Origin of the sequence: Salegentibacter holothuriorum (assembly GCF_900168045.1) — a bacterium.
Taxonomy (GTDB): Bacteria; Bacteroidota; Bacteroidia; order Flavobacteriales; family Flavobacteriaceae; genus Salegentibacter; species Salegentibacter holothuriorum.
Map to the genome: position 1 here is coordinate 58390 of NZ_FUYY01000008.1, position 15500 is coordinate 73889.

Sequence of the window (15500 nt, forward strand, 5' to 3'; positions counted from 1 at the left end):
CATTAAGTAATTAACTAACTACAAATTTATGAAAACTAAATTTAATGCCAAACTATTGCCTTTACCCAAGGGAATTTTAATTTTTATTATGAGAGTATTTATCTTATTTTTTTGTATTAGCAGTTTCGGATTTAATTCGGATGAGCTATTCTCTCAGAATGCCAAAATAAAAATTGATAAGTCAGAGAGTATAAGTGCGGAAGATGCCTTCCAGCTTATAAAATTACAAACAGATTATACTTTTATTTATCCCAGTGATCTTTTTAATAAAGCTCCAAAGATTAATTTAAAGGCAGGGGTTATTCCTGCGAAAGAGCTTTTGGATCAGTGCCTTTCACTGGTAAACTATACCTATGAATTTACCGATGAGCAGGTGATTTTACTTAAAGAAAAAAATCTTTTTTTTGACTCGGGTACTAAAACGATTTCGGAACAGAATACGATCACCGGCACCGTGAAGGATTCTAAAGGTATGCCACTGCCCGCAGTTAATGTTTATGTAGAAGGAACCAAACGAGGAACTCAAACTGATTTCGATGGAAATTATACTATCGAGGTAGGACAGGGTGAGCGTTTGTCTTTTCAATATTTAGGTTTTCAGAAACAGATCATATCAGTAGAAAATCAAACTACAATAAATGTTGTTTTAAAAGATGATTTAGAGAGCTTAAATGAAGTGGTTGTTGTTGGTTATGGTACCCAAAAGCGAAGTGATGTTACCGGGGCTATTAGCTCTGTTAAAAGTGAAGAACTTAATAAAGTGGTAAGTACCAATCCCCTTGATGCCATGCAAGGAAGAGTTTCTGGAGTTACTGTAACAAATTCAACCGGCAGCCCGGGTTCTGCACCCGAAATATCCATTCGTGGAATTGGAACCTTTGGAAATAATGAACCTCTTTACATTGTAGATGGTGTCCAGGCAGATCCGTATTTTATCAATACTAATAATATAGAAAGTATTGAAATTCTTAAAGATGCTGCTTCTGGAGCGATTTATGGAACGAGAGCTGCAAATGGAGTGGTGATTATCACTACCAAAAAAGGAGAAGAAGGAAAACCAAAAATAGAAATCGAGTCTTCTTTAAGTGTGAATACGCCCAGAGAAGAAATGAAACTATTAAATGCCCAGGAATATATTTCTGTTCATCGCCAGATGTATGAGAATGCCGGTGCTGAGCTTCCACAGTATGTAGAAAATCCATCTGTATACGATACTGACTGGATTGGGGAAACACAGCGTACGGGGTATCTGTCTACCAATAATATTCGAATTAGTGGTGGCGGAAAAAATATAAACTATAGTATTGGCGGTAATTATGCTGATGAAACGGGATTGTTAATTGGCTCTGGCTTTAGTAAAAAAGGAGTTAATTCCCAGGTTAACCTGGATAAAGGAAAATTAAAGGTTTCTACTAATCTAAATTATAGTGAAACTTACAGGGAAGATTATAAATTTTCAATTAGGGAAACCTACTTTATCTCTCCATTAATCCCAGTATTTGATGACGAACGTGAATCAGGCTTTGGTTATAGAACCGGAGATCTTCCAGATCATCGAAATCCTGTTGGTGAGGATCATTTTTTGGAAAACTTTACTAAACTGAAATATTTCCTGGGGAATATAAACTTTGATTTTGAAGCTTTTGAGAATTTCCATATTGGCGCAGGTTTTAGCCTTGCTGATCGTCAAAATTATACTTACAATTTTCATCAACCATTTCGTGTAAGGGATGTACAAGATATCGCTGAACGCGAATTTGCATTTTTATCTGAATATCATTCAGAATTTAGAAGATTAAATGAGGAATACACTTTAAGGTATAACTTTGATATTGATAAGCATAGCGTGGGTCTTTTAGCGGGATATCAGAGAATTAGAGAGCCTTTTAAAAGCACCTATGCACAGGCAGAGGGATATAAATTAGATGATGACGGAAATAAAGTTCCGGCAACTATTTTAGATCCTAACTTTAATACTTTAGACGCTTTTAGTGACGGCACTTATTCCGCCAGTGGTTCTAATGCAGAATACGCTTTGGTGTCCCAGTTTGGAAGAATTAACTATGCTTTTGACGAGAAATATTTACTGCAAGCTAGTCTTAGACGCGATGGGAGTTCCAAATTTGGAAAGAATAATCAGTATGGTGTTTTTCCATCTTTTGCTTTAGGATGGAAAATTACAGAAGAAAATTTTATGGAAAATCAGGAGGTCTTTAATTTCCTGAAGCTCCGATATAGTTGGGGACAGGCAGGTAATGATAGTGCCTTAGGATACTATGATTATGTTGCTTTAATTTCACAGGGGAAAAGCCAGAATGATGGTGGTTATGTATTTGGGAATCCTCAAAACTCATACCTGGGTAGTATAGCGCGTGATCTACAAAATGACGACCTGCAATGGGAAACGAATACCTCGGCTAACTTTGGAATGGATTTCGGCGTTTTTGACAATAAACTTCAGGGATCTATAAACTATTATAACAGTAAAACCGAAGACTTATTAATCACAAAAGAAGTTTCTCCGTCCGCGGGAATAAACAATCCAATTGTAAATGTTGGAGCTTTTGAGAACCAGGGATTCGAATTTGAAGCAAACTACCGGAATAGGGATAATGTTTTTAAATATTCTGTGGGTGGTACTTTTACAACTATAAATAGTGAGGTAACTAAACTGAGTAATGAAGATCAGGTACTCTATGGTGTTGGTCTATTGTTTGGTTCAGACCATTTTGTAAATCAAACAAAGATTGGTTATGAGCCCGGGGCTTTTTTCCTTCCTGTGGCAGATGGAATTTTCCAGAGCGAACAGGAAGTGCAGGCTCATAGTGTAGATGGAAACCTTATACAACCCAATGCAGAACCCGGCGATATAAAGTTTGCAGATCAAAATGGCGATGGAGTAATTAATGAAAAGGATGAAGTGTATGCTGGCACGGCCATTCCAAATTACGAATACAGTTTAAACCTAACTGGTGAATATAAAGGTTTTGACCTTACTATATTTTTTCAAGGGGTAGGAGGCAATAAAATCTATAATGGTAATGATTTTAGATTATTGAGTCTTGATACAGGTAGAAATTATAGAACTGCCGCCCTTGATGCGTGGTCTCCAACCAATACTAATACAAACGTTCCAAGAGCGGTTTTAAATGACCCAAACCGTAATAACCGTGCTTCAACTAGATTCCTAGAGGATGGTGATTATCTAAGGTTAAAAACGCTACAACTAGGATATACGTTAGCTCCAGATGTATTGAAAAATACCTTTGTAGATCGTGCCCGAATTTTTGTAACAGGTCAAAACTTATTGACAGTAACAGATTATTCAGGGCTTGATCCTGAAGTTGGAGGGAGTGTATTATCCAGAGGGGTTGACCTTAATCTCTATCCAAAATATAAATCTTTGATAACCGGTGTTCAACTTAGTTTCTAAAAAATATTAAAATGAAAAAATATATCATAAAATTTATTTTTCTAATTAGCGTAATATTCACCATTGGATGTTCTGGTGAAGAATATTTAGACAAACAACCGCCAGATCAACTTACTTCAGAAAATTTTTGGCGTAATGCTGAAGATGCGCGCTCTGGTTTAACTGCTGCATATTCAGAATTGGAAGCCCGAAGTAATTTTTGGGATGGTTGGCAAGAAGGTCGTTCTGTTGTGGAGTATTTTCGTTCAGATTATGCTTTACCGGGACCTGATGCAACCAATTATTCCCATTGGATGTCTATTTATAATTTTAATTATACCAATGGACATATTTTTCTGGATGTGCTGTGGAGTACTAATTACAAAGGGATTAATTTTGCAAATCAGGTAATAAAGAATGTTTCTACGATGACTTCCGATCAAATCTCAGAAGATGAAAAGGAACAAATCTTAGGAGAAGCCTACTTTTTACGTGCCTATTATCATTTTAAGTTATTAACATTGTTCGAACAAATTATTATTAGAGACGATGTGATTACAGCAGCAAGCTTAGATAAACCGCTGGCAACCCGTCCGGAAGCTTGGGATTTCCTATTTAAGGATTTTGAAATAGCGGCAAACAAATTAGAATTTGAAATTCAGCCCCAGGATTACGGAAGGGCAAATAAAGGTGCTGCCCTTGGATATTTAGGCAAAGCATATATATATAAAGCCGGAGATCAATCTTCCAGTACCGGGGATGAATATCAAAAAGCTGCTGAGGCTTTCTCAAAAGTTGTTGAAAGTGGACAATATGCTTTAGTTGATGATTTTAAAAGCCTGTTTAATGGAGAAAATGAGAATAGTAAAGAATCTGTTTTTGAATTACAGTTTAAAAGTGGTGATGCTACTTCTTGGAACGCCACTAGATTGCATTCCTTTATAGGTGATTGGTCTATTGGCGGATGGGGTGGTATTCTAGCTGATGATCGTTTAGTTAACCAAATGAAAAAAGAAGGCAAGGTTGCTGAAAATGGTCTTTATGATAATAGATTATATGCAACTCTTTATTTCGATGATCCCTATTTCAATGATGAATCTGCTGGAAGAATGGAAGGTAGTACATGGAGTAGTTTAATAGAAAGCACTTATGGTGATCCGGATGCAAAGGATGATGTTGCATTTTTTAGAAAATGGCTTCCTGAACCTCTTGCGGGTAATGGGTATATAGGCCTTAATGTAACTTTGCTTAGATATGCGGATGTTTTATTGATGTACGCTGAAGCTTTAAATGAAACCGGAAATACAGAAACAGCAGTTGAATTGATCAATAAAGTACGAACTTCACATGGTAATGTACCTCCAGTAGATCTTAATACTGAGGAAGCTGTCTTTAGTCAAATAGTCCACGAAAGAGTAATGGAACTTACTCTGGAAAGTACACGGTTCTTTGACCTGAGAAGATGGGGAATGTTAGATGATGCTATGAACGCTGCAGAAAGGACAGGATTTAATGCTCAGGAGCATTCTTATTTACCAATTCCGCTGTCAGAAATACAAACTAACACTGAAATAAATTAGAAGAATAATTTGAATTAGCCAAATAGTGAATTCGACTTCCTGAAGTTGGATTCACTATTTTTTTAAGCATTTTTTATTATGAAATTTACAAAAGAAAAGGATTTGGATAAAGTCCTAAATGCATTAATTGAACCATATAAAAATAGAGTTCCTGATGTACAGAATGTAGTACAAGGCATGCTAATAGAAAGAATAATTTCTAAGGAAGAAGATTTAAAAAATGACCATATAGCTTTTCGTACGCTGGGAGTTCCAAATCTAGGCATTGAGTCTTTGGAGAAAATTTTTATGTATTACGGTTATGAGAAACATGATTATTATTTCTTCTCTGAAAAAAAATTAAATGCCTATTGGTATTCACATCCAGAAAATAAATATCCTAGAATATTTATAAGTGAATTAAGGGTTTCAGATTTAAGTCCACAAACTCAAAAAGTAATTTATAAATATACTGATGGAATTAAATCAGATCCAGTGGATAATTTGGATTTGAATAATATAGAGGAGGTATCCTCATTTTTTAGGAGGTCCCTTTGGGAATTACCAACTCTGGCTGATTATGAGAGTTTACAGGAAGAGAGTGAATATGCAGCATGGGTTATTTACAACCGTTACTATTTGAACCATTTTACTATTAGTATACATGACTTGCCCAAACCGTTTAATAAGCTGGAATATTTCAATGAATTTTTGAAATCCATTGGAATAAAACTGAATAATTCTGGAGGAGAAATCAAAGTTAGTCGCGACAGGCTTTTAAAGCAAAGTAGTTCCGTAGCGGGTAAAGTCATTGCGATTTTTAAAGGAGGAAAATCGATGAAGATTCCTGGAAGTTATATTGAATTTGCTGAGCGATTAGTCTTACCTCAATTTGCTCACTTAAATAAATCGAATATAGAGACAAGACATCGCCGAGATGGATTTGAAACAGGCAATGCAGATAAAATTTTTGAATCTACTTATAAATCACAACAAAATAAATAATGGAAAAGTCACCTTTAGATATATTAAATAATTTAAATATTAAACATCCCTTCTATAGTTATAGTACCGGACAAGAAAAAAAGTATTGTAAAGAAACAAATAGAAGAATAATAACATCTCCGGTAGACGGTAGTGAAATTGGGGAAATAGGTTTTATTGCTAATGAAGACTACGAAAATGTTTTGACTACTGCTGAGAAAGCATTTCAACAATGGAGAACAATACCAGCTCCTAGAAGAGGCGAAATTGTAAGGTTGTTAGGGGATGAATTGAGGAAGGAAAAAGAGCCATTAGGAGCCTTAATTAGTTTCGAAATGGGGAAAAGTTTGCAGGAAGGATATGGTGAGGTTCAGGAAATGATAGATATCTGTGAATTTGCTACCGGTTTGTCTCGTCAGCTTTATGGTTTACAAATACAATCTGAGAGGCCTGCTCATCGATTGTTCGAGCAATGGCATCCATTAGGAATTGTAGGTGTGATTTCAGCTTTTAATTTTCCAGTAGCAGTATGGGCATGGAATATTGCAATAGCTTTAGTTTGTGGAAATGTTTGTATATGGAAACCATCAGAAAAAACACCCTTTGCTTCAATTGCTTGCCAGGAGATTTTCGCTAAAATTCTTAAAAGAAATAATTTACCCGAAGGGATTTCTTCATTAGTACTTGGAGATGCAGAAATAGGGAAGAAAATGGCTGATGATAAGCGAATACCATTGATATCGGCGACCGGAAGCACCTCCATGGGTAGAGATGTTGCTCAAAGAGTTGGTAAAAGATTAGGGAAATCTATACTTGAACTTGGAGGCAATAACGCAATAATACTTTATGAACATTCAGATATTGAAAACTCCCTCCCGTCACTGGTTTTCGGTGCAATTGGTACAGCAGGACAACGTTGTACTTCCACACGCCGTGTAATAGTTCAAGAAAAAATTTATGATGATTTTTTGAATAAACTTAAAGATGCATTCTCACAAATAAGAATTGGTAATCCTTTGGATGAAGAAAATCACATGGGACCATTAATTGATAAAGAAGCTGTAGAAAATTATTTTTCTACCATTGAATTAGCAAAAAAACAAGGGGCAAAGATAGTTTCTGGAGCAAAAACGGTTTTAGTTGAAAATAACTGTTCGCAATGTTACATAACGCCTACAATCATAGTTGCAAAGTCTGATCTGGAGGTTATGAAAACGGAAACATTTGCCCCAATAGTATATGTTACTAAGTATAAATCGTTATCAGAGGCCATAAAAATAAATAATAATGTCCCTCAGGGGTTGTCCTCAGCATTGTTTAGTTTGAGTTTAAGAGAAGTAGAGAATTTCCTATCATCCGAAGGTTCGGATTGCGGAATAGCAAATATTAACATAGGTACATCGGGGGCAGAAATTGGTGGGGCTTTCGGAGGAGAAAAAGATACCGGTGGAGGTAGAGAAAGTGGATCTGACGCCTGGAAATCATATATGCGAAGACAGACATGTACTGTAAATTATGGAACAGAATTACCTTTAGCGCAGGGAATTAAATTTAATTTGTAATAGTGACTCTTATTTTTATTAATGAAAAAAATTGAGTTTTAAAAAGCACGAAAGAATTTTTTAAAGACATGACATGCCTTACGTATTGTCTTCTTCATATTCAAACTAATGAAAATTACTCGGAGGCAGCGTTAAAAATGAGGGAGACGATATAAAAACGACTAAAAATAATTTATTAAAGTAGATTTATTGTATTTTTATAGAATTGAAGTCAAAATATCATAAATAAGTGCAAATTTAAAGTTACCTAAAAGGTTACCTTGAAAATATGATTCATCGTAAACCTTTCTAGTTCTAAGATATGCAAGTTAGGTTTGAATCCTGGCAAGGTCACAAAAAAAATCCGTAAATAGCTTAAATATAGCTGTTTATGGATTTTTTTTTGTTTTATGCCTTTTGATCTAGAGTGTTTAAAAAGGGTCAATCCTAATTTTCCTGTACAAGCAAAAATTGTAGTCAATCTGTATAGAAAGAATTCTACATTTTCACTCCTCTGAAGTGAGCTCTAAAAGCTTCTATTTTTCTCATTGAATGATTCTGCTCAGCTGTTTTTACTTCTGTTGATGAATTAAACGAGTCCCAATCTTATTTGTCTTTTATACTTTTTTAGTTAAAAAATCACGATCCTGTTTATTAGAATTGGGAAATTAAAAAAAAATGTTAATTTTGATATTCTGTGCTTTTCTATTTTATGATGATTAAATAGAAATTTTTCTCTTAAATTATTGAGATCAAAATTAGTTCAGCTTCGAAGCTTTTGTTCATTAAGCAGAGTTTTATAGTTCTTCAGAATTTTAAATATTAAAGCGATTAAACCAAAAATGGAATACATAGAAGGAAACAGGATATTTAAAGAAGAGGTTGATGGCCACTTCAATAAGTATTTAATTGGTTTCAATCGCAAAAACAATAATAATGCCCGGATCCCGGACTCAAAGGATTCTTCAGAGATTAATTCAAATGTTCATTCAGAAGCTGCGGAAAAGTTAGCCGAAGAATTCTGGAAGAAGATAAAGAAGGGGAATATGGATGCTTTGGGGCAGCTGTATGACTTATATGTAGATGAGTTGTTTTTTTATGGGATGGAAAAGGTTAATGATAAAACCCGCGTTATGGATGCTATTCATGACCTTTTCGTTGATTTGTATAAATACCGTTCCAATATAACCACTCCTACTAATGTCAAGTATTACTTGTTGAAATCACTAAAACGAAAAGTGTATAGGAAACAATCTTCTAAAAAGTGTATAGATTTACAAGATTCCTTTTTTGAAACAAAGCAAACAGATGCTGAATTATCCTGTGAAGAGAAAATCATCGAAGGCGAGTATTCAAAAGAAAAAAAGGATAAATTAAAAACTGCCTTAACATTTCTAACCAGGAGGCAGCAAAAGGCCTTACACCTAAGGTATACTGAAAATCGGCCGTATAACGAAATTGCCGATACTATGAATATTAGTATTGCAACTTCCAGAACATTGGTTTATCGTGCATTAACGGTGCTTAAAAAACACTGTATTTCACTCCTTTTAACTATCTCCGGTATATTTTTTTAAAAAAACCTTAAAAATTTTGTCTATATATCATAAGTACGCTGCTTATGTTTATATAGACGTTTATTTACTTTTCTTGAAGGAAAGAAAAATTGTCTAATATTCTGACTAAAATCTTATTAATTGAGTGTCAGATTAATTTCACTTTAATGAACGATAAGGAAAAAAAAGAACTAAGAAAGAGGATTATTACATCTGCTTATGCCTATAAAACCAGAAGGAAACGACTGTTTTATAGTATATCAATAGCGGCTTCAGTAATGGTAATTCTGTCTATAGGATTTTATCAATACAATTTCTCAAAACCATCTATCACAGAATTTGCGGAATCTTCCGAAGGCATAGAGATAGAAAGTGCCAATGATGTGCAGTTATTCTTAAGTGGAGATAAAAAAGTAGCGATACAAAATAATAATTCGAGTATTGCTTATCAAACTAGTGGCAGGGAAGTAAATATAGCTGACTCTCTGGGGAAAAGACAGGAAATTGTTTTAGATGATCCCAATGAGTTTAATACGCTAATAGTACCCTATGGTAAAAGATCTAAAATAGTATTGTCTGACGGGACGATGGTGTGGTTAAATTCTGGCTCAAAACTGACTTACCCAGTAACTTTTAAAGGTAAGAATAGAGAAGTTTTTTTAACAGGAGAAGCAATTTTTGATGTTTCGCACAATGCTGAACATCCTTTTAAAGTATTGTCTAAGGGGCATACTATTGAAGTTTTGGGTACTGTCTTCAATGTTAGTAATTATCCGGATGATAATAATATTAAAACGGTGCTTAAAAGCGGTAGTGTAGAAATTAGCTATAAATCAGATTCCTTTTTTAAATCAGAGGAAAAGACAAAAATTACACCGGGTACTATGGCTGTATATAATAAAGCCAGGCCACAGGTGAATACAAAAGATGTAGAGGTAGAGAATTATTTTTCCTGGCGGGAAGGTGTTTTAATATTTAAGAACAATAATCTAAAATATATCATGAAAAAAATAGGCAGATACTATAATGTAGATGTCAATTTTCAGGAATCGGAATTAGAAAATGAAACATTTTCGGGTCATTTGAATTTAAAAGACTCTATAGAAAGTGTATTGACAACCTTACAAGGAGCTACGGATTTTAAATATAAGGTTGCTAAAAACGGATCATTAATAATTAATAAACTAGAAAATATGGAATGAAAACAACAAAAAAGGCCATAAGATGCGACAACATCTTATGACCGGGTCAGTTACTTACTTATGTAGAGCAAAATAAACTAACGAAAAACAAAATTATGAATAAAAATGAAAGATTTAGGTCATGTTATGATTTAAATAACTTTACACGAAACTTAATAAAAATTATGCGTGTATTAATAATCCTGTTGGGGATTGGTCTTAGTTCTTCCTATGCAAATTCTTCCTACAGCCAGACCAAAATAGACATTGCTATTAAGGATGCAAGCCTGATTGAATTTTTTGAAGAGATTCAGGCCAATACCGAGTTTGTATTTTTCTACAAAGATGATGTTTTAAAAGATAATTTGAGAATTTCTGTAAACCTGGAAAAAGCTTCCCTGGAGAAAGTTTTACAGAGTGCTTTTTCAAATACCAGTCTTGCCTATAAAATATCAGAGAAGCAGGTGGTTGTAAAAAGGCTTGCGAAAAAATCTAATGAGTCAACTGCCATAAACCGCAAAAAACAACAAGAAACCATCACAGTTGCCGGCAACGTTACCGAAGCTGAAACCGGAATGCCCGTACCAGCGGCTAACATTCTGGAAAAAGGTACTTCTAATGGGGTAATGACAGATTTTGATGGTAATTATTCTATTGAAGTGCCTGAGAATGCTATTTTAAAAGTGAGCTATATAGGTTATGCCACGAAAGAAATCAAAGTAAACGGTCGTAACGAAATCGATATCGTTTTGGAGCAGGATACAGATGCCCTGGACGAAGTGGTTGTAATGGGATATGGCACACAGTCTAGAAGAAAAGTTACTTCTTCAATTTCATCCATAGATATGGATGAGATTAATGAAATACCTGCATCATCGGTTTCTCAAACATTAAGTGGAAAAGCAGCTGGTTTAAATGTGAATTTTAATTCTGCGCAGCCCGGGGGTGATATCTCCTTTCAAATACGGGGGTCAGCTACAGGAAGGGAGCCTCTTATTGTAATAGATGGAATGCCTACCTCAGATTTTAATCCTTCTTCCGCAGGAACCTTTGGTAATGGATCTATTGATGCCACATTAGCTACGCTGAATCCTTCCGATATAGAATCCATAGACATTTTAAAAGATGCTTCTGCAACTGCAATCTATGGTTCGAAAGCTGCGGGTGGAGTAATTCTCATCACTACTAAAAAAGGTAGAAGAAGTGGGGATAAAAGTTTTAGTGTTGATCTGAATGTATCTTCCGGAATACAACAGTTTTACGATATCCCAAAAATGTTGAATGCTGTTGATTATATGAAACAAACTAATGAGGTTCTTAGAGAGGAGCATCTTTATGAAAGTAGAGAAGATATTTATAGTGAAGTTAGTAAACCAAATGGCTGGATGGCTCCGGGTGAGTTCCAACCTTATTATAATAATGATGAAATTCAGGAATTCGAAAACGGAGTACGCAGTGGAACTGATTTTGTAGATGAAATTACCAGATTAGGAACAGTGCAAGATGCCAACCTTTCTGTTAGTGGAAATAGTAGAAATACCCGCTTTTATTCTTCTTTTAATGTGTATGATCAAAAGGGTATTATTAAAAATAATGGTCTAACTAAGTTCAATGGTCGTCTCAATGTAACCCAGGAATTTAGCGATAACTTTACAGGAGGGATAACTATTAATTATAGTCAGATTAATAACAATAATGTACAAATTGGAAATGGTGGATTATATGAAAATAGTGGAATTCTGTTAAGTGCTTTGCAATTTGACCCTACATTACCTGTTCGCAATGAAGATGGAGAGTATCAGCTAAACATTAGGCAATCCAATTTCCCAAATCCGGTATCTTACCTTGATATTTCCAATGAGACCAATATTGAAAGATTTCTCAATACAGCATATTTAAAATATGATATTTTGCCGGAATTATATGTAAAGACACAAGTTGGTTTTGACAGAACACAAAGCGCTAGTTATGGGTATTTGCCTACTACAACAATAGCCGGGAAAAGTTATAACGGCCGCGCTGATAGAGCTGAAGATAAGAATTCGAACTACCAGTTTCAATTATTGGTTAATTACGACAAATCATTTAATGAGAAACATAATATTACTGCTTTATTAGGAACAGAGTATATGAAATATGAATGGGAAGGACATGGTATTACAGCTACTGATTTTCCCTATGATGGTGTTCTATGGAATAACTTAGGTTTAGGAGCCAATAGGCCTAGTGTTTGGTCTTATGGCGGCTCTACGGAAACAGCCTCTTATTTCTCTCAACTAAGCTACGATTATGATTTTAAGTATTTCTTATCGGCCAATTTTAGGTTAGATGGCTCTGCTAATTTTTCACCGGAAGATCAATATGGTTTCTTTCCCGGAATATCTGTAGGCTGGGACATTTCTCAAGAAAGGTTTATGGATAAAAGTAGTGACTGGTTAGACCAATTAAAATTAAGAGCAGGTTATGGAGAAACCGGCAACGATAATATCGGCTCTGCTTTTTCAGATTGGTACTCGCCTGGAGCGAACACCATGTGGGGTAGTTCTGTGATATCTGGGGTGAAATTAGCCGGATTGGGAAATCCTGATTTAAAATGGGAAAAACAAGTTGACATAAATGTAGGAGTTGATTTTTCCCTGTTAGAAAATAGAATTACGGGTTCTGTAGAATATTTTAATCGTGTAGTTAGTCGTATTCTTGGTCGCAGAAATTTAGTGAGTTCAAACCCGGTAAATAATATTTTCTATAATCTGGATGCAGAAAAACAAACCTATGGTACTGAATTAACCCTAAATACTCAAAATATAAAAAAACCTGAATTTTCCTGGAATTCACTGCTAACCTTTAGCCATTATAGAGATAGATGGTTAAAACGTGACCCTAGTTATGTTCTGGGTATTAATGAATCTCCTAATCAATATTTTGGGGAATTATGGTTCTATGAATCAGATGGTTTAGTGGAAGTAGGAAATACTGATGATATAAATTCTATACCAGGAACTATTAGAATAAAAGACGTAGATGGTTATCTTTTAGATGATGAAGGAAATAGAGTTACCAATGAAAATGGTCAACCACAATACTCTGGCGAACCAGATGGTAAGATTGATGCTGCAGATTTGGTAAAGGTTGGTACAAATTCTCCTTATACTGTTGGTTTTAGTAATAATTTCAGATATAAAAACTTTGATTTATCTATTGATGCTTATGGTATTTTTAATAGAAGAAAAATTAACTCTACTAAAACTACTCTTGGAGGGCCAAGTGTCTATAACATAATCACTACCGGATCTAATAATATTGCAGAAACCAAAGATCGTTGGAATAGCAACAATCTTCAAGGTTCAGGACCTTCTGCCTTGCAGGCTTTTGCAAAATACGGTACTGGCGATTATTACCTGGAAAAAGCATGGTTTATTAGAGTGAAGAACATTGCCTTTGGTTATACCTTTCCAAATAGAACTTTAGAGACGATGAATATTAAAAAGTTAAGAGTTTATGCTAATTTATTGAATCCGTTTTTGTTTACCCCTTATTCAGGGATGGACCCCGAAACGGATAACTATGTTGCCGCATATCCTAATCAACATACTTACTCCCTGGGACTTCAATTAAGTTTCTAGAAGAAAAAATATTTATTTAAAATTAATCTTATGAAAAAAATACAGCTTATACTTATTATTTTTCTGGTTTCTTTATTACAAGCTTGTAGTCTTGAAAAAGAAGAATTCAATAAAATAACGCCAGATAATTTCTATAATTCAGAACAAGACGCAAAATTAGCTATTGCTGCTTTATATAATAACTCTATAACGAAGGTTGGTACCTGGTCACCGGGCTTATTTGTGCAGAATATAAATTCAGTTCAATTAGTAACTGATATTTCTGCAGGAGATATGATGATGTGTTCTTATGGAGATAATCCCTGGGAATATCTTAGACAACACGAATGGGCCGAAAACAATGGATTTGGAACCAATAACTTCTTCCATTATTACAATCATATTTCCAATGCGCGAATTGTAGCCAATCAAATTGGGGAAATGACCACTGTTTCTGAAGATAAGAAATCGGAACTAATGGCTGAAGCTTTTGCCGTTGGTGGTTGGAAAGCTTTTATTTTATATGACCTATATGGTCCAGTTCCTTATCCTACCGACGAAATGCTTGCTTCCCCAGGAGATATTGAATATCCAGAAAGACCATCAAACGAAGAATTTGTGGAGATAATAGAATCTTTATTCGCTGATAAAGATAAATTAATGGATGCCGATTTTGGTTCTAACTTTGGAAGGATGAATAAAGGCCTTGCTAATTTTATACTCATGCGTTTATATATGCTTGAAGCCGCTAGAACTGGAGACGATAGTTTTTGGCAAAAGGCAAAAGAAAGTGCGGAAGCTATTATTTCGTCTGGATCGTATGAGTTGCAAAGAAGTTATACTGAAGTTTTTAGTAAAAGCAATCAAAAAAATAGGGAGATTGTTTTTGCAACACCCTCAGATTATTCTTTTAATGTAAATATGTGGCATTCTGAAGCCTTACCAAATAATTATCCAGCAGAAATAAATCGTGGAGCAGGTTCCTGGGGTGGTTATAAACTTTTGTGGTCTTTCTACGACACTTATGCTCCTAATGACCAACGTTTATCTACTATTGCCGCTTCTTACACAACCGATGATGGAGTATTGGTTAATAGGGAAAATCCTGTTAATGATCGGCATGGTGTTGGAGATGGAGCTATCCCCGTTAAATATGACACAGATACAGATCAAGTTGGAAATTTTCAGGGACATGATTTTATAGTTTACAGATATGCTGAGGTGTTATTAGCTATGTCTGAAATTCTTAATGAGTTAGGTGAAACAGATTCTGTTAATGCCCCTATTATTACCCAACAGGCAAATGACGGAGAGCTTTTAAAAAGCGATGGTGGTAATAATGCTTTTTCATTTATAAATGCTGTTCGGGTTAGAGCAGGATTGAAGCCTTTACAAGGTTTAGGTAAATCAGAGCTTAGGGATGCCTTGCTTCAGGAACGTGGACACGAACTCTACGCTGAAGGAGTAAGACGAGCCGATCTTATTAGATATCAAAGAATCACAAACGGAAATGGAGTCAAAAAGTTTGATGAGGATACCAATAAATTCCTTTTCCCTATTCCAGTTGGTTATATCAACGAATATAAAGGTAACCTAAAACAAAATCCAGGCTATTAATTGGGCAGGAATCTAGCTATAAATGAAACCAATAGAATTAAGTTGTTT

Annotated in this window: 8 protein-coding genes; all 8 read left to right on the top strand. The window is 34.9% G+C overall.

Annotated features, from left to right (window positions below):
• The first annotated feature begins 28 nt into the window (after positions 1 to 28).
• A complete protein-coding gene (locus B5X51_RS14430) occupies positions 29 to 3433 on the top strand; it encodes a SusC/RagA family TonB-linked outer membrane protein (RefSeq protein ID WP_079721896.1) in 3405 nt (1134 codons plus the stop codon).
• 11 nt (positions 3434 to 3444) lie between these two features.
• A complete protein-coding gene (locus B5X51_RS14435) occupies positions 3445 to 4992 on the top strand; it encodes a RagB/SusD family nutrient uptake outer membrane protein (RefSeq protein WP_079721898.1) in 1548 nt (515 codons plus the stop codon).
• A 78-nt stretch (positions 4993 to 5070) separates the two neighbouring features.
• On the top strand, positions 5071 to 5976 hold the full coding sequence (locus tag B5X51_RS14440) for a DUF1338 domain-containing protein (protein WP_079721900.1): 906 nt from the start codon (positions 5071 to 5073) through the stop codon (positions 5974 to 5976).
• Positions 5976 to 7517: an L-piperidine-6-carboxylate dehydrogenase gene (gene amaB / locus B5X51_RS14445; protein WP_079721901.1), complete on the top strand. Its 1542-nt coding sequence runs from the start codon at positions 5976 to 5978 to the stop codon at positions 7515 to 7517. Before B5X51_RS14440 ends, amaB begins: the two co-directional genes overlap by 1 nt.
• Before the next feature lie 821 nt (positions 7518 to 8338).
• Complete coding sequence (locus B5X51_RS14450) at positions 8339 to 9073, top strand: RNA polymerase sigma factor (protein WP_079721902.1); 735 nt, start codon at positions 8339 to 8341, stop codon at positions 9071 to 9073.
• A 146-nt stretch (positions 9074 to 9219) separates the two neighbouring features.
• Positions 9220 to 10254 (top strand): FecR family protein, encoded by a 1035-nt coding sequence (locus tag B5X51_RS14455; protein WP_079721904.1) that lies wholly within the window; start codon positions 9220 to 9222, stop codon positions 10252 to 10254.
• A 164-nt stretch (positions 10255 to 10418) separates the two neighbouring features.
• The gene (locus B5X51_RS14460) at positions 10419 to 13856 is read left to right on the top strand and encodes a TonB-dependent receptor (RefSeq protein WP_176132769.1); all 3438 of its coding nucleotides are present in this window, start codon (positions 10419 to 10421) and stop codon (positions 13854 to 13856) included.
• A gap of 30 nt (positions 13857 to 13886) precedes the next feature.
• Positions 13887 to 15452 (top strand): RagB/SusD family nutrient uptake outer membrane protein, encoded by a 1566-nt coding sequence (locus B5X51_RS14465; RefSeq protein WP_079721906.1) that lies wholly within the window; start codon positions 13887 to 13889, stop codon positions 15450 to 15452.
• The last annotated feature ends 48 nt before the right edge of the window (positions 15453 to 15500 follow it).